This is a genomic window from Streptomyces sp. NPDC048182, from assembly GCF_043202555.1.
Taxonomy (GTDB): Bacteria; Actinomycetota; Actinomycetes; order Streptomycetales; family Streptomycetaceae; genus Streptomyces.
In genome coordinates this window covers 232,229-249,755 of sequence record NZ_JBIDAQ010000003.1, presented here as the reverse complement: position 1 = coordinate 249,755, position 17,527 = coordinate 232,229, and the positions used below count along the sequence as shown (strand labels likewise).

Genomic DNA, 17,527 nt, shown 5'->3' with positions numbered 1-17,527 from the left:
GCCGCCGGGGCGTTCGGAGTACGTGCAGGCAGCGAAGCTTAGCGCTTGCTGTACTGCGGGGCCTTGCGGGCCTTCTTCAGACCGGCCTTCTTGCGCTCGACCGCGCGGTCGTCGCGCTTGAGGAAGCCGGCCTTCTTGAGGGCGCCGCGGTTGTTGTCCACGTCGGCCTCGTTCAGCGCGCGGGCGACACCGAGACGGAGCGCACCGGCCTGGCCGGAGACGCCGCCGCCGGCGATGCGGGCGATGACGTCGTAGCGGTCGTCCAGCTCGAGCACCTTGAAGGGCTCGTTGACTTCCTGCTGGTGCACCTTGTTCGGGAAGTAGTCCTCGAGGGTGCGGCCGTTGATCTTCCACTTGCCGGTGCCCGGGACGATCCGGACACGGGCGATGGCGTTCTTGCGGCGGCCCAGGCCGGCGGCCGGCTGCGGCTCGCCGAAGCGGGAGGCCATGGACTCCGAGGTGTACTCGCCCTCGACGGGGACCTCGGACTCGGTGGTGTAGCTGTCGATGTCGATCTCTTCGAGCGGCTGCTCGGCAGTGGTCTCGGCCACGATGCTCCTCAGATTCTCTTCAGTCTTAGGGGGTGGCCGGAGTTACTGCGCGACCTGGGTGATCTCGAACGGCTGCGGCTGCTGCGCGCCGTGCGGGTGCTGGTCACCCTTGTAGACCTTCAGCTTCGAGAGCATCTGACGGCCCAGGGAGTTCTTGGGGAGCATGCCCTTGACGGCCTTCTCGATTGCCTTCTCCGGGTTCTTGTCCAGCAGCTCGTCGTAGCGCACGGAGCGCAGACCGCCCGGGTAGCCGGAGTGGCGGTACGCCATCTTCTGGGTCCGCTTGTTGCCGGAGAGGTGCACCTTGTCGGCGTTGATGATGATGACGAAGTCACCGGTGTCGACGTGGGGCGCGTAGATCGGCTTGTGCTTGCCGCGGAGGATGGACGCGGCCGTGGTGGCCAGACGACCCAGGACGACGTCCTGGGCGTCGATGACGTGCCACTGGCGCGTCACATCGCCGGGCTTGGGGCTGTACGTACGCACGGTTCGTAGCCTTCGCTTCTTCAGTGAATGGTCCTGACAAGGTCACCGAAGACGATCACGACAGCCCTGACCGCACCGCGGTGACGCATACCGCGTGCAGATCGCTGGTCATCGGTCCCGGTGGACCGGTGTAAGGGCCCCTCACGTGAGAATGAGCAAGCCAATACACATACAGCTGTGCAGAGTACCCGGGGCGCGGCGGCCGGGTCAAAACGGTGCCGCGGGGGACGGGGCGGGCGCGGGCCGCTCCCCGGCCGTCACCGGTACGGCGGAACCGGCCACGCCCCGCCGGGCCACCGTCACCGCCAGCGCGCACAGCGTGAACGCGTCCCGGAAGGCCCGGCGCCGGTCCGTCTCCAGCCAGGGCCAGCCCAGGCCGGGCAGCTGGGGCACCAGGGCGATCCAGAACCAGGGCCGCCGGGCCACCGAGCCGGCGTACGGCAGCCCGGCGAGCAGCAGCGGCAGCACGACCAGGAGGTAGTGGTCGTAGGACGGGCGCGAGACCAGGAACGCCGAGAGCATCAGCCCCGCGCCGGTCTCGGCGAGCCGCAGCGGTCCTGGGTCGCTGCGCCGCCAGCGCCGGTAGGCGCACAGCACCCCCGCCCCGGCCGCCAGCACCCCCAGCGCCCGCGCGAGGGACAGCGGCACCCCGAGCCGGGGCAGCACGGCCGCCGGGGACGCCTCGTAGAGGCGGACGAAGCCGTCGTCGCCGTGCAGCAGGAAGGGCAGGGTGCGGGTGAGGAAGCCGGCCGGGTCGGGCAGCAGCAGGGCCGCGGCGCCGGACGCGCAGGCCGGGATGAGGACGGCCGCCGCCAGGGCCCGCCACCGGCCGGCGAACAGGAACAGCAGCAGCACCGGCGCGAGCAGCGGCTTCAGCGCCACGGCCGCGCCGATCACCGCGCCCGCCGCCGTCCAGCGCCCCCGGCTCGCCAGGAGCAGGGCGAGCGGCAGGGCCGCCGCCGCCGTGACCGTCCAGTTGCCCAGCCGCACCAGGTGCCCGAAGGGCGCGAAGCCCGCGGCGAGGCCGAGCAGCCCCAGCGCCGCGAAGCGGCTGCCCAGCGGCACCCGGTGCAGCCGCAGCGCCGCCGCCCAGCCCAGGACTAGCAACGCGGTCACCGCGCAGGGCACCAGGACCCGCAGTACCGCCCCCGGCAGCAGCGCCTGCGGGGCGGCGGCGAGGACGGCGCTCGGGAAGTAGAGGAAGTGCGGATCGTCGTACGGATCGCCGCCGGCCAGCCAGCTCCGGGCGGCCCGCACGACGATCGCGTTGTCCATCCCGCCGTCCCCGGCCGCCCGCGCCGTACGCAGCGCGGATGCCGCGAGCACCACCGCGAGCACCGTCCACAGCCGCCGGTCCGCCGGCCGCACCAACCACCCGAAGATGTCGCTTTTGCCCGTCCGCATGGGAGGAACGCTAGGCGTTCACGGCCGTCCACAGGCGGACCAGCGCGCGTCATGTCCCGTCTAAGATGCGGGCCATGAGCTTTGGGCAGGGGGGACCCGACTCCCAGTGGGATCCCTGGAAACCACACTCGCAGCAGCCCTCGTGGAACAGCGGCGGCGACGGCGGCACCCCGGACTGGGCCGCGCTCGCCGAGGCGTCCGAGGCCCGCGCCAAGCGGCGCCGACTGCTGTTCGTCGGCGGCGGCGCGCTGGCCGCGGTGGCCGTCGCCGGCGCGGTCGCGGCGGCCGTGGTGTCGTCGGACGGCTCAGGTGAGGCGTCCGACACCCCGTCCTCCCAGTTGTCGACCTCGGCGGACATCCCCAGCGAGTCGCCCGCCGCCCCGTCCTTCCAGCCGACCAGCGCGCCGCCGCCGCTGGACCCCAAGGACTTCGTCTCCAGCGCCGCCAAGGACAAGGCCCCGCTCGGCCCGGACCTGCTCTTCCCGGGCACCCAGCTGACCATGGGCGAGACGGTGTACAAGAAGGGGCCCACCGCGGACACCCGCGACTGCGCCTCCGCCGCCCAGAAGTCGCTGCCCAAGGCCCTCAAGGCGGGCGGCTGCACCCGCCTGATACGCGTGACCTACACCAAGGGCGACATGGCCGTCACGGTCGGCGTCGCCGTCTTCGACACCGCGGCCCGCGCGAGCGCGGCCCGGAAGCAGACCGACAACGCGAGCATGATCCGGCCGCTGACCGGCGGCGGCGTCAAGCGCTTCTGCGAGGGCGCGGTCTGCCGCAACACCACCAACAGCTACGGCCGCTACACCTACTTCACCCTGACCGGCTTCACCAACGGCAAGGACGTCACGACGAAGTCCACCCCGGTCTTCCGCACCGGCGACGATCTCGCCGAGTTCGCCTTCCGCCAGATACGCCGCCGCGGCGAGGCCCAGGCGTCGGCGGCGGCCCTGGGCTGAGCGGCCCCCACCGACTCCCCCGCCGGCCGGGCGCCGGACGCCGGTGCGTCACAGGCGCTTCGCGCTGCGCAGCGTCCTGGCGTAGTAGCCGTCGCCGTCCAGGCGGGAGCTGCCGCCGACGTCGCCGATGGTGGGGCCGTTGACCTCCTCGCGGCTGGAGACGAAGATCAGGTGCCCCTCGGTGTCGTGGCCGAGGACCATGCCCACGTGGTCCAGGCGCTGCCCGGTGCGGGTGTCGAGCTTGAAGAAGACCAGGTCGCCGGGTTGCAGCTGGTCTATGGCGGCCGGCCGGCTGTCGGCGCCCACCCCGGTGAGCGGCAGCACGTCGACGCCCCGCTTCGAGCGGGCCATGCCGTTGGCGGTGCGGGGCAGGCCGTCGCCGGCGTCGTCCGAGGCCATCAGCGGGTAGCGGGCGCGGTAGCCGAGCACCATGCGGATGAAGCCGGAGCAGTCCAGGGACCGCGCGCGCATCGTCTCCGGCTGCCCGACCGTGCCGTCCCGGAACGGGTAGGTCATGCCGAGGTAGTCGTAGAAGTCGGACTGCTCGAGACGCAGGTCGCCGCCCTCGGCGCCGGTGGTGTTCAGCGGGCCGAAGTTGGCGTCACCGGCGTAGGCGACGCCCTGCGCGTCCTTCTTCCGCGGGGCGCCCGCCACGTACTGGAAGGCGTACGCGAACAGGTCGTCCTCCTTGCTGTCCCGGTACTCGGCGTACCACTTCCCGAACCACCGCTCCTTCTCGGCGCCCGCCTTCCAGGGCTCGGGCATGAGCCGGACCCAGTCCGTGGTGGAGACCTTGGAGGGGGTCGAGGCCGGCTCCTGGAAGGTGCGGGCCGGTCCGGTGAGGGTCGCGGTGCGGGCCCCGTCGGTGAACACGGCCACGATCCGGCCGTCGCCGTCGCGCAGCACCGAGCGCGCCGGACCGGCCAGCCGGGACCAGGTCGTTCCGCCCTTGTCGGCGGGCCCGCCGCCCGTGCCGCGGGTACTGTTCGGCTCACCGACGTTGCGCACGTCGGTGGCCCCGGGCGGCTCCTGGTCGCGCGGCTCCAGCGCGAGGTAACCGCAGATCGCGACGAAGGCCAGCACCACCGAGCCGGTGACGGCCGGTCCCGTCTTCCGCTTCTTCGTCCTGGCTGCCATGGTTCGCTCCTCGGTCGGTGTCGGCCGGCTTCTCAGACGGTGGGCGCCAGGATGAGCGCTGGACCACGACCGATGGGGAGAGACTTACGTGATGTCACCGAAGCAGTGTCACACTCGAGTTGCGGCGCATTCAGCCCGCGCCATAACGATCGCTTCACACTTTGTGTGCGCTTTCGGTCTTTTGGCTGTCCTCCTGGCAACGTCCGGCTGTCAGGCGGATTCCCCGGCCCAATCGAACGACAAAAGCCGGGAGTTGGTGGACCTCCGCGCCCGCATCCTGTCGTACACCGCGCACATGGGACCCGACGGCCCCTACACGCCGCCCTCCGAGCAGCAGCGGGACCGGCTGGGCCGGGCCGTGGGACGCCTGCTCCAGGGGGACGCCCAGGGGGCCCAGCGGCTGCTCGACCCGATCGGTCTGCGCGTCACCCGGCTCACCGACACCGACAGCGGCCGGCGCTACGACGAGATCGCGGCCTCCGGTACGGGCGACAGCAGCCGCTGGGGCCGCCTCTACCTGACCGCCGACTCCCCGGTCCGCTGGAGCGCGCAGGTGCCGCACCCCGTCTTCGACCAGCACACCGAGGCGCTCGGCGTCCGCCTGCTCGAGGGCACTCCCGGCGGCGCGCTGGTGCTGGCCGGCGCCCACCGCCAGGCGGGCGGCGACGGCGCGGCGGACGTCGCCCACCGCGAGGACAGCGCCTTCCACACCATCGCCGTGCAGCTCGCGGACCGCGGCGTCCCCGGCATCCAGCTGCACGGCTTCGCCGAGTCGGCCGCCGAGAAGTACGACGTCCTGCTCTCCACCGGCGTCGCCCAGAGCGCCCCCGGCGAGGTCGTCGCCCTGGCCGACCGGATGGCGGCGGACGGGCTGCGGGTCTGCCGGGGCTGGGCGGCGCGCTGCCCGCTGGAGGGGAAGACCAACGTGCAGGGCCAGGCGGCCCAGCGCCGCCACGCGACCTTCGTCCACCTGGAACTCGCCCCCGAGGCCCGCGACGGACGGGACGCCGACGAGGCCGCGACCGCCGTGGCCGGCCTCCTCACCACCTGGGCCCACGACTGACCCGAGCCCGCCGCCTCAGCAGCAGCCGCCACCCGGCAGGACCCGCTTGTTCCGCGCCTCCTTGTTCCGCGCGGCCAGCAGCTCGTCGGCCGGGTAGCCGACCTCCTCCAGGGTCAGCCCGTGCGGCCGCACCACGTGCACGGCGGAGTCCCGCACGCCCGCGGCCAGCACCTTCCCGGGCCACTCCGGCCCCCGATGCCCGTCCCCCACAAAGAGCAGCGCCCCGATCAGCGAGCGCACCATGTTGTGGCAGAAGGCGTCGGCCCGGACGGTCGCCGTGACCACCCCGTCCGCCCCGCGCACCAGGCTCAGCTCTTGAAGCGTCCGGATGGTGGTGGCCCCCTCGCGGCGCTTGCAGTACGCGGCGAAGTCGTGCTCGCCGAGCAGCGCCCGCGCGGCCTCGTTCATGGCGTCCACGTCCAGCGGCCAGTCGTGCCACAGCACGTGCCCGCGCAGCAGCGGGTCGACGCCCCCGGGGTTGTCCGTCACCCGGTACGCGTACCGCCGCCACACCGCCGAGAACCGCGCGTTGAACCCCGCCGGCGCCTCGCTGAGCGCCCACACCCGCACGTCCCTGTCCAGCCGCCCGGCAAGCCGCTTCAGCAGCTTCTCCCGGTGCTCCTCCCACACCTCGACCGGCAGATCGACGTGCGCCACCTGCCCCCGCGCATGCACCCCGGCATCGGTCCGCCCGGCCACGGTCAGCTCGTACGCCCGCTCCCCGGCCCGCGTGACGGTCCGCAGCGCGTCCTCGATCTCCCCCTGCACGGTCCGCTTCCCACCGGCCTGCTTGGCCCACCCATGAAACGCCCCGCCGTCGTAGGACAGATCGAGCCGGATCCGAACATGCCCCGGCCGCACTTCATCACTCACCCACAGCTCCTCTCAGGTAAAGAGAAGCGGGCCCGCCCCTGAAAAGGAACGGACCCGCAACGCCCTCAAGGGGCGCGGGGAACTGCGCGACAAGCCACGACGAAGCCGCAGCCGCCCTCACACAGCACCCACCAGACGCTTACGCGTCCTTCGACTCCTCGGCCGGAGCCTCAGCGGCCGGCGCCTCCGCGTCCTTGGCGGAACGCTTCGTCGCGGCCTCGGCCTCGCCGGTGGCCTGCTGCGCAACCGTCAGCGCCTCGACCAGCTCGATGACAGCCATGGGCGCGTTGTCGCCACGGCGGTTACCGATCTTGGTGATACGGGTGTAGCCACCCGGACGGTTCTCGTAGCGCGGGCCGATCTCGGTGAACAGCGTGTGCACGATGCTCTTGTCCGTGATCACCTGGAGCACCTGACGGCGGTTGTGAAGGTCGCCCTTCTTCGCCTTGGTGACCAGACGCTCGGCGTAGGGGCGCAGCCGACGCGCCTTCGCCTCGGTGGTGGTGATGCGGCCGTGCTCGAAGAGGCTCTTCGCCAGGTTGGCGAGGAGGAGCTTCTCGTGCGCGGCGCTGCCGCCCAGACGGGCACCCTTGGTGGGCTTCGGCATGGTGTTTCTCCTAGGTGTCTGCCCCGGCCGTACTAGGTACCGGGGTCAGTATCCGAGCGGACGGCCGTCCGTCGGAGATCCGAGCACAGGCCCCGAAGGGGCCGTGCTCGGAAGGGGCGCGGGGAACTGCGCGACCAGCCACAGCGCACCCGCACCCGAACTCGGACCGTGCGGCCCGAGCTCTTAGTACTGCTCGGTCTCCACGAACCCGGCGTCCGCGTCGTCGTCCGCGCCGAAGGCGTCCGCGGCGGCGGTCGGGTCGAACCCGGGAGGCGAGTCCTTCAGCGCCAGGCCCATGCCCGCGAGCTTCGCCTTGACCTCGTCGATCGACTTCGCACCGAAGTTGCGGATGTCGAGCAGGTCCGCCTCGGAACGGGCGACGAGCTCACCCACGGAGTGGATGCCCTCGCGCTTGAGGCAGTTGTACGACCGAACGGTGAGCTCCAGCTCCTCGATCGGCAGCGCCAGATCGGCCGCGAGCGCGGCGTCCGTCGGGGACGGACCCATGTCGATGCCCTCGGCGTCGATGTTCAGCTCACGGGCGAGGCCGAACAGCTCGACCAGCGTCTTGCCGGCGGACGCCATGGCGTCGCGCGGCCGCATGGCCTGCTTGGTCTCGACGTCGACGATCAGCTTGTCGAAGTCGGTGCGCTGCTCGACACGCGTGGCCTCGACCTTGTACGTGACCTTGAGGACCGGCGAGTAGATCGAGTCGACCGGGATGCGCCCGATCTCCTGACCCACCTGCTTGTTCTGCACCGCGGAGACATAGCCGCGACCGCGCTCGACGGTCAGCTCCATCTCCAGCTTGCCCTTGCCGTTGAGCGTGGCGAGGACGAGGTCGGGGTTGTGCACCTCGACACCGGCCGGCGGCGCGATGTCGGCGGCGGTGACCAGACCCGGGCCCTGCTTGCGCAGGTACATCACGACCGGCTCGTCGTGCTCCGAGGAGACGACCAGCTGCTTGATGTTGAGGATCAGGTCGGTGACGTCCTCCTTGACGCCCGGCACGGTGGTGAACTCGTGCAGGACGCCGTCGATGCGGATGCTGGTGACAGCAGCGCCGGGGATCGACGACAGGAGGGTGCGGCGGAGGGAGTTGCCGAGGGTGTAGCCGAAGCCCGGCTCCAGCGGCTCGATGACGAACCGGGAGCGGAACTCGTCGACGACCTCTTCGGTCAACGAGGGACGCTGAGCGATCAGCATGTGGTGATCCTTCAGTCAGGGGCGCCCGCTATTTGACGCCCGACTTGTACTACAAGGGTACGGGCGGTACGGCACCTACACGGAGCCGTACCGCCCGAAACCGCCGAACAAGATCAGACGCGGCGGCGCTTGGGCGGCCGGCAGCCGTTGTGCGGGGTCGGGGTGACGTCCTGGATGGAGCCGACCTCGAGACCGGTCGCCTGGAGGGAGCGGATCGCGGTCTCACGACCGGAGCCCGGGCCCTTGACGAACACGTCGACCTTGCGCATGCCGTGCTCCTGAGCGCGGCGGGCAGCCGACTCGGCGGCCATCTGCGCGGCGAACGGCGTGGACTTCCGGGAGCCCTTGAAGCCGACGTGGCCGGCGGAGGCCCAGGAGATCACGTTGCCGGACGGGTCCGTGATCGACACGATGGTGTTGTTGAACGTGCTCTTGATGTGCGCGTGGCCGTGAGCGACGTTCTTCTTTTCCTTGCGGCGCACCTTCTTGGCAGCGCCCTGACGTCCCTTGGGGGGCATGTCGTTCTCCTACGGGAGGTGGTCGGTCCTACAGCGAAGACCGTGGTCATCAGTCCGCTGCGGACTACTTCTTGCCCGGCTTCTTCTTGCCGGCGATGGCGCGACGCGGGCCCTTGCGGGTACGCGCGTTGGTGCTGGTGCGCTGACCGCGGACGGGCAGACCGCGACGGTGACGGAGACCCTGGTAGGTGCCGATCTCGACCTTGCGGCGGATGTCGGCCTGGATCTCGCGACGGAGGTCACCCTCGGTCTTGATGTTGTTGTCGACGAACTCGCGGATCGCGACGAGCTGCTCCTCGGAGAGGTCCCGAACACGGGTGTTCGGGTCCACGCCGGTGGCGGCGAGCGTCTGCTGCGAGAGGGTCCGGCCGATGCCGAACACGTAGGTGAGGGCGATCTCCACGCGCTTTTCGCGCGGGATGTCAACACCGGAAACGCGTGCCATTCAATGGCTCCAGTTAGTTGTCGGAGGTCTTCCACAAGACCGCTCCCCGGCCGCCGTATGAGGTACGTGCCGGGTCCCCAGCCTCCGAGACCGGGGGTGTCGGACACAGCCGTGCTGCGTCCGGGTCCTGCGTATGAACAATTCAGCTCGCGTCGCGCGAAGTACTGCGAATCGCGGAGGGAGGTCCTGCGTCAGCCCTGGCGCTGCTTGTGGCGCGGGTTGTCGCAGATGACCATGACCCGGCCGTGACGGCGGATCACCCTGCACTTGTCGCAGATCTTCTTGACGCTCGGCTTGACCTTCATGGGGTGAGGTTCTCCGGGTCAGTGCCATCGCACCGGGCGGGCCCGGGGCGCGGGCAAGATCTACTTGTACCGGTAGACGATCCGGCCACGCGTCAGGTCGTACGGAGACAGCTCCACCACGACCCGGTCGTCAGGGAGGATGCGGATGTAGTGCATGCGCATCTTGCCGCTGATGTGTGCCAGGACCTGGTGGCCGTTCTGGAGCTCGACCTTGAACATGGCGTTCGGAAGAGACTCGACGACAGTGCCCTCGATCTCGATGGCACCTTGCTTCTTGGCCACGCTTCGCCCTTCGAATCGACTACCTTGATCGACTCCCCTACGCCACATGAGCGACATGCGGACATGCGGGTGCACGAGAGCCGACGAGTCAGTCTACGTCAGGGCATGGCAAAAGGCGAAACGAGGAAGTCTGCCCCGAGAGGGCGATCGTTATGCCAACGGATCCGGCGCCGCCACCACACCCAGCTCGGCCAGTTTGGCCTTGCCCCCGTCGGGCGACGTGAGGACCAGCGGCCCCGCCTCGGTGAGGGCGATGGAGTGCTCCCAGTGGGAGGACCAGGTGCCGTCGGTCGTGATGACCGTCCACTCGTCGTCCAGGACCTTCGTGCGGGGGGTGCCCAGGGAGACCATCGGCTCGATGGCCAGGCAGAAGCCGGGGACCAGCTTGGGGCCCTTGCCGCGGCGGCGCTCGACGTAGTTCAGGAGGTGGGGGTCCATGTGCATCTCGGTGCCGATGCCGTGGCCGCCGTAGTCCTCGATGATCCCGTACTTGCCGCCGCCCGGCTTCGGCTGGCGGCGGATGTACGTCTCGATGGCCCGGGAGATGTCCACCAGGCGGTTGCCCTGCTTCATGGCCGCGATGCCGGCCCACATCGACTCCTCGGTCACCCGGGACAGCTCGATCAGCTCGGGGGCGTGGCCGGAGCCGACGAAGGCGGTGTACGCGGCGTCGCCGTGCCAGCCGTCGATGATCGCGCCGCAGTCGATGGAGATGACGTCGCCGTCCTTGAGGACCACGTCGTCGGAGGGGATGCCGTGGACGACGACCTCGTTCACGGAGGTGCAGATGGTCGCCGGGAAGCCGCCGTAGTTCAGGAAGTTCGGCTTGGCGCCGTGGTCGGCGAGGACCTTGCGGGCGACCTGGTCCAGGTCGTTGGTGGTGGCGCCGGGCACCGCCGCCTCACGGGTGGCCGCGTGGATGGCGGCGACGACCAGCCCCGCCTCGCGCATCTTCGCGATCTGCTCGGGGGTCTTGATCTGCACCATGGGGGCTGCGGCCTTTCAGGGGGACGACGGACGCTTCCAACACGCCTTACAACAATACGGCCACCCACAGCTCAGCCGCGGCCCCTGAGCAGGACCGCGGCTGCTGCCGGGCGGATCGAACGGTGACTACTGGTCGCGCTTGAGCGCCTCGAGCGCGCGGGCGGTGACCTCGCCCACCGGGCCCATCGCCGAGATGGTGACGACCAGGCCCTGCGCCTTGTAGTAGTCGATGATCGGCTCGGTCTGCGTGTGGTAGACCTCCAGCCGCTTGCGGACCGTCTCCTCGGAGTCGTCGTCCCGCTGGTACAGCTCGCCGCCGCAGACGTCGCAGACGCCCTCGACGGCCGGCGCGTTGTACGTGACGTGGAAGACGTGCGCCGACTCGTTGCGGCACACGCGGCGGCCGGCGATGCGCTTGACCACCTCGTCCTCGGGGGCCTCCAGGTCGAGCACCGCGTCGAGCTGCATGTTCTCGGTCTCGAGCAGCTCGTCCAGCGCCTCCGCCTGGGAGACGTTGCGCGGGAAGCCGTCGAGCAGGAAACCGCCCTCGGCGTCCGGCTGCTCCATGCGGTCCTTCGCCATGCCGATGGTCACCTCGTCCGGGACGAGGTTGCCGGCGTCCATGTAGGACTTGGCGAGCTTGCCGAGCTCGGTCTGCTGGCTGATGTTGGCGCGGAACAGGTCACCCGTGGAGATGTGCGGGATGTGCAGCGTCTCGGCAAGGCGGGTCGCCTGCGTACCCTTTCCGGCGCCAGGCGGCCCGACGAGGACGATTCGCATCAGCGGAGGAACCCTTCGTAATTGCGCTGCTGGAGCTGACTCTCGATCTGCTTCACCGTCTCCAGACCGACACCCACGATGATCAGGATGCTGGTGCCGCCGAAGGGGAAGTTCTGGTTTGCCCCGAAACCAGCCAACGCCATTGTCGGGACGAGAGCGATCAGGCCCAGATACAGCGAACCCGGCCAGGTGATCCGGTTGAGTACGTAGCTCAGATACTCAGCGGTCGGTCGGCCAGCCCGGATGCCCGGGATGAAGCCACCATACTTCTTCATGTTGTCCGCGACTTCCTCGGGGTTGAAGGAGATCGCCACGTAGAAGAACGCGAAGAACACGATGAGGAAGAAGTACAGGATGATGTGCGGGGTGGCCGCCGTGTTGGCGAGGTTCTTCGTGATCCAGGCCGCCCAACCCGCCTGGGAGTTGGAGAACTGGACGATCAGCGCCGGGATGTAGAGCAGCGACGAGGCGAAGATGACCGGGATCACACCCGCCTGGTTGACCTTGAGCGGGATGTAGGTCGAGGTGCCGCCGTAGGAGCGGCGGCCGATCATCCGCTTCGCGTACTGCACCGGGATGCGGCGCTGGGCCTGCTCCACGAAGACCACCAGGCCGACCATGACCAGGCCGACGAGGATCACGGTGCCGAACTCGATCCAGCCGTCGGCCAGCGAGCCCTGCTTCTTGATCGCCCAGAGCGCGGACGGGAAGGTCGCGGCGATCGAGATGAACATCAGGATCGACATGCCGTTGCCGATGCCGCGGTCGGTGATCAGCTCACCGAGCCACATCACCAGGGCGGTGCCGGCGGTCATGCAGATGACCATGGTGACGGTGGTGAAGATCGCCTGGTCCGGCACGATCTGCCCGGCGACGGTGCAGCCGGAGAACAGGGCGCCGCTGCGGGCGGTGGCCACCAGCCCTGTGCCCTGGAGGATGGCGAGCGCCATGGTCAGGTACCGGGTGTACTGCGTGATCTTCGCGGTACCCGCCTGGCCCTCCTTCTTCAGGGCCTCCAGGCGGGGGATCACCACGGTCAGCAGCTGAAGGATGATGCTCGCGGTGATGTACGGCATGATGCCGAGCGCGAAGACCGTGATCTGCAGCAGGGCGCCGCCGCTGAACATGTTGACCAGACCGAAGAGGCCCTGGTTGCCGGACGCCTGGTCCACGCACTCCTGGACGTTCTTGTAGTCGACGCCGGGGATCGGGATGTGGGTCCCCAGGCGGTAGACCACGATGATGCCGAGCGTGAAGAGGAGCTTCTTGCGCAGGTCGGGCGTCTTGAACGCCCGGGCGAACGCGGTGAGCACGGTGCCTCCTGCGACCCCCGCGCTACTGCGGCAAGGGTGACGGTCTTGAGGTTCGACTGACGACTGAAATGGTGACGGCTGCAAGGCTTAACGGCCGACTGCCGCTCAGGGTGCCCCATGTGTGGCGCCCGTGAAAGAGGGCAGTGCTGGCCACCTTACCGGCGGGAGCACTTCCCTAGGAACGACCGACCGGGGATACCCCTTTTGTGGGGTATCCCCGGTCGGGATCGCTCACGTCATCGAGAGGTCCGAAGATCAGACCAGCTCGGTGACCGTACCGCCGGCGGCGGTGATCTTCTCCTTGGCGGAGCCGGAGACGGCGTCCACCGTCACCTGCAGCGCCACCGAGATCTCGCCCTGGCCGAGGACCTTGACGAGGCTGTTCTTGCGAACGGCGCCCTTGGCCACCAGACCCTCGACGGTGACCTCGCCACCCTCGGGGTACAGCGCGGCCAGCTTGTCGAGGTTCACGACCTGGAACTCGGTCTTGAACGGGTTCTTGAAGCCCTTCAGCTTCGGGAGACGCATGTGGAGGGGCATCTGGCCACCCTCGAAGCGCTCCGGAACCTGGTAACGGGCCTTCGTGCCCTTGGTACCACGACCGGCCGTCTTACCCTTCGACGCCTCACCACGACCGACGCGGGTCTTGGCGGTCTTGGCGCCCGGGGCGGGACGGAGGTTGTGGATCTTGAGCGGGTTCTGCTCCGCCATGATCAGTCGACCTCCTCGACCGTCACGAGGTGGCGGACGGTGTGCACCATGCCGCGGAACTCGGGGCGGTCCTCCTTGACGACCTGCGTGTTGATCCCCTTGAGACCAAGGGAGCGCAGGGTGTCGCGGTGGTTCTGCTTGCTGCCGATGTAGGACTTGACCTGCGTGATCTTGAGCTGCGCCATGATCTACGCACCCGCCCCGGCACGTGCGCGGAGAAGAGCCGCGGGGGCGACGTCCTCGAGCGGCAGACCGCGGCGGGCCGCGACCTCCTCGGGACGCTGCAGGCCCTTGAGGGCCGCCACGGTCGCGTGCACGATGTTGATCTGGTTGTCGGAGCCGAGCGACTTCGACAGGATGTCGTGGATACCGGCGCACTCGAGCACGGCGCGCACCGGACCACCGGCGATAACACCGGTACCGGGGGACGCGGGCTTGAGCAGCACGACGCCGGCAGCCTTCTCACCCTGGATCGGGTGCGGGATGGTGCCCTGGATGCGGGGGACCTTGAAGAAGTGCTTCTTGGCCTCCTCCACACCCTTGGCGATGGCGGCCGGCACCTCCTTGGCCTTGCCGTAACCGACACCCACGGTGCCGTCACCGTCGCCCACCACGACCAGCGCGGTGAAGCTGAAGCGACGACCACCCTTCACGACCTTGGCGACACGGTTGATCGCGACGACACGCTCGACGTAAGCGGTCTTCTCGGCGGCAGCTGCGCCGCCGTCACGGCCCTTCCGGTCCCGCCGCTCGCCGCCACCGGCACCGCTTCCGCGGCGCTGGGGTCCAGCCATTGGAATTACCTCTCTCTGTTTCCGCTAGCGATACGGAACCGGCTCAGAACTTCAGGCCGGCTTCGCGGGCGGCGTCCGCCAGGGCGGCGATGCGCCCGGCGTACTGGTTGCCACCACGGTCGAACACGACGGCCTCGACGCCCGCGGCCTTGGCGCGCTCGGCGACCAGGGCACCGACCTGCTTGGCCTGCGCGGACTTGTCCGCCTCGCCGCCGCGGATCGAGGTGTCCAGGGTGGACGCCGACGCAAGGGTGTGACCCTTGAGGTCGTCGATCACCTGGGCCACGATGTGGCGGTTGGAGCGGGTGACGACCAGACGGGGGCGCTCCGCCGTACCCGCGAGGTTCTTGCGGATGCGGATGTGGCGGCGCTTGATCGCGGCGCGCTTGTAGGCGTCGCCCTTGAGGATCTTCTGCCCGTATGCCATGGCTTACTTACCCGCCTTTCCGACCTTGCGGCGGATGACTTCGCCCTCGTACTTGACGCCCTTGGCCTTGTACGGGTCGGGCTTGCGCAGCTTGCGGATGTTGGCCGCAACCTCGCCGACCTTCTGCTTGTCGATGCCCTCGACCGAGAAACGGGTCGGGGACTCCACCTTGAAGGTGATGCCCTCGGGGGCCTCGACCAGGATCGGGTGGCTGTAGCCGAGGGAGAACTCCAGGTTCGAACCCTTGGCGAGCACGCGGTAACCGACACCGCTGATCTCGAGCTTCTTCACGTAACCCTGGGTCACGCCGGTGATCATGTTCGCCACCAGCGTGCGGGACAGGCCGTGCAGGGCCTTGCTCTGACGCTCGTCGTTGGGGCGGGTGACGTTGAGCACGCCGTCCTCACCCTTGGCGATGTCGATCGGCGCCACGACGGTGTGGGTCAGCGAGCCCTTGGGGCCCTTGACCGCGACCGTACGGCCGTCGATGGTGACGTCCACGCCGGCGGGAACCGCGATGGGGAGCTTGCCGATGCGCGACATAGCTGTTTCCTCCGTTCCCTTCCGCTACCAGACGTAGGCGAGGACTTCCCCACCCACGCCCTTCTTGCCGGCCTGCTTGTCGGTGAGGAGCCCGTGCGACGTGGAGATGATCGCCACGCCGAGGCCACCCAGCACCTTGGGCAGGTTGGTGGACTTCGCGTACACCCGGAGACCGGGCTTCGAGATCCGCTTGATGCCCGCGATGGAGCGCTCACGGTTGGGGCCGAACTTCAGCTCCAGGACGAGGCTCTTGCCGACCTCGGCGTCCTCGACCTTCCAGCCCGTGATGAAGCCCTCCTGCTGGAGGATCTCCGCGATGTGAGACTTGATCTTGGACGCCGGCATCGTCACGGAGTCGTGGTACGCCGAGTTCGCGTTCCGCAGACGCGTAAGCATGTCTGCGATCGGATCAGTCATGGTCATGAATTGGCCTTCGGCCTCTCTCGCCGGGGTTTCCTGGTGCGCCATCCCTCTCCCCGATCCGAGACGGGACGGGTGCGGCGCGGTGGACCTACGGCGTAGTAAGTCGATGTGGGCGGCAGACGCCCAACCCCACAAGCCTACGGCATGTGGAGCCGGGCATCTGCCGACCTCGATGCTTACCGAGAGTCTCCGACAATCCCCAAAGGGGGGATTACCAGGAGCTCTTGGTCACGCCCGGCAGCTCGCCACGGTGAGCCATCTCACGAAGGCACACGCGGCACAGGCCGAACTTGCGGTAGACGGAGTGCGGGCGGCCACAGCGCTGGCAGCGGGTGTAGCCACGCACACCGAACTTGGGCTTGCGAGCAGCCTTAGCGATCAGAGCCTTCTTCGCCATCTCGCTCACGCCTCCTTGAACGGGAAGCCGAGGTGACGAAGGAGCGCGCGGCCCTCAGCGTCGTTGGTCGCCGTGGTCACCACGGTGATGTCCATACCCCGGACGCGGTCGATCTTGTCCTGGTCGATCTCGTGGAACATGACCTGCTCCGTGAGACCGAAGGTGTAGTTGCCACGGCCGTCGAACTGCTTGGGGGACAGGCCGCGGAAGTCGCGGATGCGCGGCAGCGCGAGCGACAGGGTGCGGTCCAGGAACTCCCACATGCGGTCGCCACGAAGCGTGACGTGCGCACCGATCGGCTGGCCCTCACGCAGCTTGAACTGCGCGATGGACTTCCGGGCCTTGGTGATGGCCGGCTTCTGACCGGTGATGGTGGTCAGGTCACGGACGGCACCGTCCATGAGCTTGGAGTCACGGGCGGCGTCGCCGACACCCATGTTGACCACGATCTTGACGAGGCCGGGGACCTGCATGACGTTCTCGTACTTGAACTCGTCACGCAGCTTGCCCGCGATCTCCTCGCGGTACTTCGTCTTCAGACGCGGAGTGGTGGTGGTCGCCATCAGATGTCCTCACCCGTCCGCTTGGCAACGCGGATCTTGTTGCCCTCGTCGTCGAAGCGGTAACCGACGCGCGTGACGACCTTGTTGCCGTCCTTCTCCACGACCAGCTGGACGTTGGAGACGTGGATCGGGGCCTCGGTGGTCACGATGCCGCCGGCCTGCGAACCGCGAGCGGTCGGACCGGCCTTGGTGTGCTTCTTGACCCGGTTGACACCCTCGACCAGGACGCGGTCCTCGCGGGGGAAGGCCGCGATGACCTTGCCCTGCTTGCCCTTGTCCTTACCGGTGATGACCTGGACCAGGTCGCCCTTCTTGATCTTCATGCTCACAGCACCTCCGGCGCGAGGGAGATGATCTTCATGAACTTCTTCTCGCGCAGCTCACGGCCGACCGGGCCGAAGATACGGGTGCCGCGGGGGTCGCCGTCGTTCTTCAGAATGACGGCGGCGTTCTCGTCGAAACGGATGTACGAGCCATCCGGGCGGCGGCGCTCCTTGACGGTGCGAACGATGACCGCCTTGATGACGTCACCCTTCTTCACGTTGCCGCCGGGGATCGCGTCCTTGACGGTGGCGACGATGACGTCACCGATACCCGCGTAGCGGCGACCGGAGCCACCGAGCACACGGATGCAGAGGATCTCCTTGGCACCCGTGTTGTCGGCGACACGCAGTCGCGACTCCTGCTGGATCACGTCTATCTCCTGAATGTCTGCCGGTTCCCGGCAGGGGCCCTACGAGAGGGACCCCTACC

Annotated in this window: 26 protein-coding genes; 2 read left to right on the top strand and 24 right to left on the bottom strand. The window is 68.9% G+C overall.

Annotation, left to right across the window (positions count from 1 at the left end):
- Nucleotides 1-38 precede the first annotated feature (38 nt).
- The 3 genes from rpsI to ACGFZL_RS07240 form a co-directional block, all read right to left on the bottom strand.
- The gene (gene rpsI / locus ACGFZL_RS07250; RefSeq protein ID WP_355167644.1) at nt 39-551 is read right to left on the bottom strand and encodes a 30S ribosomal protein S9; all 513 of its coding nucleotides are present in this window, start codon (nt 549-551) and stop codon (nt 39-41) included.
- A gap of 42 nt (nt 552-593) precedes the next feature.
- A complete protein-coding gene (gene rplM / locus ACGFZL_RS07245; RefSeq protein ID WP_064729367.1) occupies nt 594-1,037 on the bottom strand; it encodes a 50S ribosomal protein L13 in 444 nt (147 codons plus the stop codon).
- 207 nt (nt 1,038-1,244) lie between these two features.
- Entirely contained in the window at nt 1,245-2,441 is a 1,197-nt protein-coding gene (locus tag ACGFZL_RS07240) for a glycosyltransferase 87 family protein (RefSeq protein WP_393689957.1), read from the bottom strand.
- A 74-nt stretch (nt 2,442-2,515) separates the two neighbouring features.
- Here ACGFZL_RS07240 and ACGFZL_RS07235 point away from each other — a divergent pair, with 74 nt between their 5' ends.
- Complete coding sequence (locus tag ACGFZL_RS07235; protein WP_393689956.1) at nt 2,516-3,400, top strand: hypothetical protein; 885 nt, start codon at nt 2,516-2,518, stop codon at nt 3,398-3,400.
- A gap of 48 nt (nt 3,401-3,448) precedes the next feature.
- On the opposite strand, the gene ACGFZL_RS07230 is transcribed toward ACGFZL_RS07235, so the two are convergent.
- Complete coding sequence (locus ACGFZL_RS07230; protein WP_393689955.1) at nt 3,449-4,537, bottom strand: NlpC/P60 family protein; 1,089 nt, start codon at nt 4,535-4,537, stop codon at nt 3,449-3,451.
- 295 nt (nt 4,538-4,832) lie between these two features.
- Between ACGFZL_RS07230 and ACGFZL_RS07225 the strand changes: the two genes are divergently transcribed.
- On the top strand, nt 4,833-5,600 hold the full coding sequence (locus ACGFZL_RS07225) for a hypothetical protein (protein ID WP_393689954.1): 768 nt from the start codon (nt 4,833-4,835) through the stop codon (nt 5,598-5,600).
- A 15-nt stretch (nt 5,601-5,615) separates the two neighbouring features.
- Here the strand turns inward: ACGFZL_RS07225 and truA are convergent, their stop codons facing one another.
- From truA to rplN, 20 genes are all read right to left on the bottom strand, one after another.
- Nucleotides 5,616-6,473: a tRNA pseudouridine(38-40) synthase TruA gene (gene truA / locus ACGFZL_RS07220; RefSeq protein ID WP_393689953.1), complete on the bottom strand. Its 858-nt coding sequence runs from the start codon at nt 6,471-6,473 to the stop codon at nt 5,616-5,618.
- Nucleotides 6,474-6,612: 139 nt separating this feature from the next.
- Nucleotides 6,613-7,080, bottom strand: a complete 468-nt coding sequence (gene rplQ, locus ACGFZL_RS07215; protein ID WP_393689952.1) for a 50S ribosomal protein L17 — start codon at nt 7,078-7,080, stop codon at nt 6,613-6,615.
- Between the two features lie 183 nt (nt 7,081-7,263).
- A complete protein-coding gene (locus ACGFZL_RS07210) occupies nt 7,264-8,286 on the bottom strand; it encodes a DNA-directed RNA polymerase subunit alpha (protein WP_003966937.1) in 1,023 nt (340 codons plus the stop codon).
- Between the two features lie 113 nt (nt 8,287-8,399).
- Nucleotides 8,400-8,804, bottom strand: a complete 405-nt coding sequence (rpsK, locus tag ACGFZL_RS07205; protein WP_003956432.1) for a 30S ribosomal protein S11 — start codon at nt 8,802-8,804, stop codon at nt 8,400-8,402.
- 64 nt (nt 8,805-8,868) lie between these two features.
- Nucleotides 8,869-9,249 carry a 30S ribosomal protein S13 gene (gene rpsM, locus ACGFZL_RS07200; RefSeq protein WP_006140893.1) on the bottom strand — a complete coding sequence of 127 codons (381 nt, stop codon included), beginning with the start codon at nt 9,247-9,249 and terminating at the stop codon, nt 8,869-8,871.
- Between the two features lie 191 nt (nt 9,250-9,440).
- Nucleotides 9,441-9,554: a 50S ribosomal protein L36 gene (gene rpmJ, locus ACGFZL_RS07195; RefSeq protein ID WP_003974245.1), complete on the bottom strand. Its 114-nt coding sequence runs from the start codon at nt 9,552-9,554 to the stop codon at nt 9,441-9,443.
- Between the two features lie 60 nt (nt 9,555-9,614).
- Nucleotides 9,615-9,836 carry a translation initiation factor IF-1 gene (gene infA / locus ACGFZL_RS07190; RefSeq protein WP_003948620.1) on the bottom strand — a complete coding sequence of 74 codons (222 nt, stop codon included), beginning with the start codon at nt 9,834-9,836 and terminating at the stop codon, nt 9,615-9,617.
- Nucleotides 9,837-9,986: 150 nt separating this feature from the next.
- The gene (map, locus tag ACGFZL_RS07185) at nt 9,987-10,823 is read right to left on the bottom strand and encodes a type I methionyl aminopeptidase (RefSeq protein ID WP_355167629.1); all 837 of its coding nucleotides are present in this window, start codon (nt 10,821-10,823) and stop codon (nt 9,987-9,989) included.
- Nucleotides 10,824-10,949: 126 nt separating this feature from the next.
- A complete protein-coding gene (locus tag ACGFZL_RS07180; protein WP_393689951.1) occupies nt 10,950-11,603 on the bottom strand; it encodes an adenylate kinase in 654 nt (217 codons plus the stop codon).
- Nucleotides 11,603-12,916, bottom strand: a complete 1,314-nt coding sequence (secY, locus tag ACGFZL_RS07175) for a preprotein translocase subunit SecY (RefSeq protein WP_355167625.1) — start codon at nt 12,914-12,916, stop codon at nt 11,603-11,605. The genes ACGFZL_RS07180 and secY overlap by 1 nt, the downstream gene beginning before the upstream one ends.
- 255 nt (nt 12,917-13,171) lie before the next feature.
- Entirely contained in the window at nt 13,172-13,627 is a 456-nt protein-coding gene (rplO, locus tag ACGFZL_RS07170; protein ID WP_023547373.1) for a 50S ribosomal protein L15, read from the bottom strand.
- A gap of 2 nt (nt 13,628-13,629) precedes the next feature.
- Nucleotides 13,630-13,812 (bottom strand): 50S ribosomal protein L30, encoded by a 183-nt coding sequence (gene rpmD, locus ACGFZL_RS07165; protein ID WP_003974250.1) that lies wholly within the window; start codon nt 13,810-13,812, stop codon nt 13,630-13,632.
- A gap of 3 nt (nt 13,813-13,815) precedes the next feature.
- Complete coding sequence (rpsE, locus tag ACGFZL_RS07160; protein ID WP_355167623.1) at nt 13,816-14,421, bottom strand: 30S ribosomal protein S5; 606 nt, start codon at nt 14,419-14,421, stop codon at nt 13,816-13,818.
- Between the two features lie 43 nt (nt 14,422-14,464).
- A complete protein-coding gene (gene rplR / locus ACGFZL_RS07155; RefSeq protein ID WP_355167621.1) occupies nt 14,465-14,848 on the bottom strand; it encodes a 50S ribosomal protein L18 in 384 nt (127 codons plus the stop codon).
- A 3-nt stretch (nt 14,849-14,851) separates the two neighbouring features.
- Nucleotides 14,852-15,391 (bottom strand): 50S ribosomal protein L6, encoded by a 540-nt coding sequence (gene rplF / locus ACGFZL_RS07150; protein ID WP_355167619.1) that lies wholly within the window; start codon nt 15,389-15,391, stop codon nt 14,852-14,854.
- A gap of 24 nt (nt 15,392-15,415) precedes the next feature.
- The gene (gene rpsH / locus ACGFZL_RS07145; protein WP_131564570.1) at nt 15,416-15,814 is read right to left on the bottom strand and encodes a 30S ribosomal protein S8; all 399 of its coding nucleotides are present in this window, start codon (nt 15,812-15,814) and stop codon (nt 15,416-15,418) included.
- A gap of 211 nt (nt 15,815-16,025) precedes the next feature.
- Nucleotides 16,026-16,211 carry a type Z 30S ribosomal protein S14 gene (locus tag ACGFZL_RS07140; protein WP_003948630.1) on the bottom strand — a complete coding sequence of 62 codons (186 nt, stop codon included), beginning with the start codon at nt 16,209-16,211 and terminating at the stop codon, nt 16,026-16,028.
- Between the two features lie 5 nt (nt 16,212-16,216).
- Nucleotides 16,217-16,774 (bottom strand): 50S ribosomal protein L5, encoded by a 558-nt coding sequence (gene rplE / locus ACGFZL_RS07135; RefSeq protein ID WP_030359018.1) that lies wholly within the window; start codon nt 16,772-16,774, stop codon nt 16,217-16,219.
- A complete protein-coding gene (gene rplX, locus ACGFZL_RS07130; RefSeq protein ID WP_003992365.1) occupies nt 16,774-17,097 on the bottom strand; it encodes a 50S ribosomal protein L24 in 324 nt (107 codons plus the stop codon). Before rplX ends, rplE begins: the two co-directional genes overlap by 1 nt.
- 2 nt (nt 17,098-17,099) lie before the next feature.
- Entirely contained in the window at nt 17,100-17,468 is a 369-nt protein-coding gene (gene rplN / locus ACGFZL_RS07125) for a 50S ribosomal protein L14 (protein WP_003992364.1), read from the bottom strand.
- Nucleotides 17,469-17,527: the final 59 nt, after the last annotated feature.

What these genes read in the sequence shown, in the direction of transcription:
- ACGFZL_RS07225 (WP_393689954.1), top strand. Translation starts at nt 4,833, where the DNA reads ATGGGACCCGACGGCCCCTACACGCCGCCCTCCGAGCAGCAGCGGGAC.
- rplX (WP_003992365.1), bottom strand. Translation starts at nt 17,097, where the DNA reads ATGAAGATCAAGAAGGGCGACCTGGTCCAGGTCATCACCGGTAAGGAC.
- rplF (WP_355167619.1), bottom strand. Translation starts at nt 15,391, where the DNA reads ATGTCGCGCATCGGCAAGCTCCCCATCGCGGTTCCCGCCGGCGTGGAC.
- rpmD (WP_003974250.1), bottom strand. Translation starts at nt 13,812, where the DNA reads ATGGCGCAGCTCAAGATCACGCAGGTCAAGTCCTACATCGGCAGCAAG.
- map (WP_355167629.1), bottom strand. Translation starts at nt 10,823, where the DNA reads ATGGTGCAGATCAAGACCCCCGAGCAGATCGCGAAGATGCGCGAGGCG.
- rpsK (WP_003956432.1), bottom strand. Translation starts at nt 8,804, where the DNA reads ATGCCCCCCAAGGGACGTCAGGGCGCTGCCAAGAAGGTGCGCCGCAAG.
- ACGFZL_RS07180 (WP_393689951.1), bottom strand. Translation starts at nt 11,603, where the DNA reads ATGCGAATCGTCCTCGTCGGGCCGCCTGGCGCCGGAAAGGGTACGCAG.
- rplO (WP_023547373.1), bottom strand. Translation starts at nt 13,627, where the DNA reads ATGGCGGAGCAGAACCCGCTCAAGATCCACAACCTCCGTCCCGCCCCG.
- ACGFZL_RS07210 (WP_003966937.1), bottom strand. Translation starts at nt 8,286, where the DNA reads ATGCTGATCGCTCAGCGTCCCTCGTTGACCGAAGAGGTCGTCGACGAG.
- rpsM (WP_006140893.1), bottom strand. Translation starts at nt 9,249, where the DNA reads ATGGCACGCGTTTCCGGTGTTGACATCCCGCGCGAAAAGCGCGTGGAG.
- rpsE (WP_355167623.1), bottom strand. Translation starts at nt 14,421, where the DNA reads ATGGCTGGACCCCAGCGCCGCGGAAGCGGTGCCGGTGGCGGCGAGCGG.
- rpmJ (WP_003974245.1), bottom strand. Translation starts at nt 9,554, where the DNA reads ATGAAGGTCAAGCCGAGCGTCAAGAAGATCTGCGACAAGTGCAGGGTG.
- ACGFZL_RS07230 (WP_393689955.1), bottom strand. Translation starts at nt 4,537, where the DNA reads ATGGCAGCCAGGACGAAGAAGCGGAAGACGGGACCGGCCGTCACCGGC.
- ACGFZL_RS07140 (WP_003948630.1), bottom strand. Translation starts at nt 16,211, where the DNA reads ATGGCGAAGAAGGCTCTGATCGCTAAGGCTGCTCGCAAGCCCAAGTTC.
- rpsH (WP_131564570.1), bottom strand. Translation starts at nt 15,814, where the DNA reads ATGACCATGACTGATCCGATCGCAGACATGCTTACGCGTCTGCGGAAC.
- rplR (WP_355167621.1), bottom strand. Translation starts at nt 14,848, where the DNA reads ATGGCATACGGGCAGAAGATCCTCAAGGGCGACGCCTACAAGCGCGCC.
- ACGFZL_RS07235 (WP_393689956.1), top strand. Translation starts at nt 2,516, where the DNA reads ATGAGCTTTGGGCAGGGGGGACCCGACTCCCAGTGGGATCCCTGGAAA.
- rplE (WP_030359018.1), bottom strand. Translation starts at nt 16,774, where the DNA reads ATGGCGACCACCACCACTCCGCGTCTGAAGACGAAGTACCGCGAGGAG.
- ACGFZL_RS07240 (WP_393689957.1), bottom strand. Translation starts at nt 2,441, where the DNA reads ATGCGGACGGGCAAAAGCGACATCTTCGGGTGGTTGGTGCGGCCGGCG.
- rplQ (WP_393689952.1), bottom strand. Translation starts at nt 7,080, where the DNA reads ATGCCGAAGCCCACCAAGGGTGCCCGTCTGGGCGGCAGCGCCGCGCAC.